Genomic DNA, 2,418 nt, shown 5'->3' with positions numbered 1-2,418 from the left:
GTTATCCATGTAGTAAGCGCCGCAGCCCCCTTTATGGCCCGTAGCCGGTTCCCAAGCCGCATAACGCTCGATGATACCACCCTCGGGATGTTGCTCCAAGCCCATACTTTCACAATATACAACCTTCTCTTCAGGACAACCACCCGGTCCTCCCACGCCAAAGCCAACCTGCATGCTGTAGGCTTGCTTCACAACCCAGTCGCAATACTTCAGTGAGTTCTCATCGGGCGCGCCTCCGAAATAGTCGATGATAAACAACTTCTCGGCCCATTTGCCTTCAGGACCAAAGTATTTATTGCATTCATCGGCCACGATGGCCATGGACTTGCTGTCCCATCCCTCGTAATCAAAGTCTACTCCGTCGAGCTCACACACGTTAACCGTGTCTACAGCCCACCGTGCATAGGCGCGAAGAGCTTCCTCGCTGCGGTCTGTTTCGAGGTTAATGATACGATTCTTGTCTATCGTGAAGTTCTCGTCACGATACCAAAACTGATGGTGGAAGTTAGATGCGTCAGCATGGAACACGAAGCGTGTGCCTTTCAACTCACGCGTCTTGATCATATCGGCGTATGCTATGGGGTGACTTTCCTTGGTGGGTATGCCCATCCAAAGGTTGCAAATATCGAGCGAGTCGGGCATTCCCATGAAGCGTTCGCCCCACGACGCCGGGTCCTTATAGCCGGCTACACCCTCCAACGGGGCCCAAGCGGCAAAATAAGCATAGCTGATTTCGTGGTCAGATTGCTTGAAAGCACGCAGGTTTTTATAATATTGTTCGGTATAGACGTAAGGCTTTTGACCGGCCAACTCTATTTTTTCCGCATCGGTATCGCAACTTACGAGCACCGAACCGGCCATGCCGAGGGCCAAAATACCAAGAATTAACTTTTTCATAAGATTTCTTTTAAAAGATAATTACAGTGATTTTAATGATTAGGATTCTTATCCCACCAAAGTTTAGTGGCACCGTTATCAGGGCCACCAAGCAGCTTCAAGCCGTTGTTATAGGCGTCGGCGTTGTCTTCTGACTCGGAAGAGGGATAAGGCATGCGGCGTATCTGCAGGTCGGAACTGATGATACCATTGCTGTTGTTCTTCACAATGGGGAAGAGTTTGGGGTAACCTGTACGACGATATTCAGCCCATCCTTCGGGTGAAATGGTGAAATTGGCAATCCATTTCTGCGTGATAATCTTCTCAAGTTTGGTCTCGAAATTGGCTCCTTCGTCCCAAGCGACAGTCACTTTCGACATCGCCGGTATGTCATTTCCATGCCCGGAATTGTCTACGAAGTCAGCCGGTGTCTTCACGTTGTCCGTAATGTAAGCGTCAACACCACCGGTTATGCCCAGTTCGGCGAACGATGCTTTAATGCCGGCCTCGTAGAACGATTTGGCACTACCACCCATGTTCCAGCCGCGGAGTTGGGCTTCGGCACGATCAAAATAGCTTTCCGCTGCCGTGAAATATACGGGTGAGGTGCTTTGACTGACGTTTATCTTAGAGATTTTATCGCCCGTCCAATCCTTATTATTGGTGAAACCAACACCTACACGCACACCGTGGAACTTGCCATCACCGGCCGCACGGAAGTATTTTGATACACGGGGATCACCATAACCGTTAAGATAAGAGTCCATAGCGGCGCTCATTCGCTCCTCATTCCATGACTCTCCTTGCTCCCAAAGTGGGTTCACGATGGTGATACCGCTAACTATTGCCCGGTCTTCGGGGCGCTCCAAGAAGCCTACGGAGCTCTGTGCCGACTTCTCGGCTTCCTGCTGTGCCAACTTCGCATCAGCGTAAGCAATGCGCAAAGCCAAGCGTAAGCGCAGCGTGTTGGCCAACTTTGCCCACTTTGAAGCGTCGCCCTGATAGATGTAATCATAGTTCGACATGATCTTTGAACCCGACTGCGCATAAGGCGTAAGCACCTCAATGGCATTGTCAAGCTCGGCAAAGAACATCTTATATACATCCTGCTGACTGTCGTAACCGGCCTTCAAACTGCCCTGACTAAAGCCCGAATAAGGCATTGGACCATAATAATCGGTCACACGGTGCATGGCCAACACCTTCACCACATCAGCCAAAGCAGCCACGTGAGGCAGGTTCATGGCCTTGGCGTTTTGGCTCACTTTCTGCCAAGCGGGCATGATTTGAGTGAAGTTCTGACGCCACATGGTGTTACCCCATGTGCCTGAGAAGTTGTAATTAGCGTTGTGATTACCACTTCGCCATGTACCGGTCGGACCGATATAGCCCGAATACCAGTCGGAGTTTAAGCCTTGGAAATGCTGGTAAGAGCCCGTAGAGCCGAAGTTATCATCCTGCTGTCCGCCTGCCGTAAATGGCACCATACGGAGCAACATCTGTGAAAAGAAAGAGCCAACTTTCAAGTTGTCCATCTCCAAC

Annotated in this window: 2 protein-coding genes; both read right to left on the bottom strand. The window is 50.5% G+C overall.

Translation table 11 applies throughout. The features are described 5' to 3' along the window. A partial coding sequence (locus VIR50_RS09965) for a glycoside hydrolase family 18 (RefSeq protein ID WP_331934978.1) occupies positions 1-897 on the bottom strand: 897 nt, incomplete at its 3' end. Positions 898-929: 32 nt separating this feature from the next. Continuing rightward, positions 930-2,418 (bottom strand): SusD/RagB family nutrient-binding outer membrane lipoprotein (locus VIR50_RS09960; RefSeq protein WP_331934977.1); only part of this gene is annotated, 1,489 nt, incomplete at its 5' end.

Source organism: Prevotella sp., from assembly GCF_036570325.1.
Taxonomy (GTDB): domain Bacteria; phylum Bacteroidota; class Bacteroidia; order Bacteroidales; family Bacteroidaceae; genus Prevotella.
The sequence above is the reverse complement of the archived record's forward strand: the minus strand, read 5'-3'. Positions and strand labels throughout refer to the sequence as shown.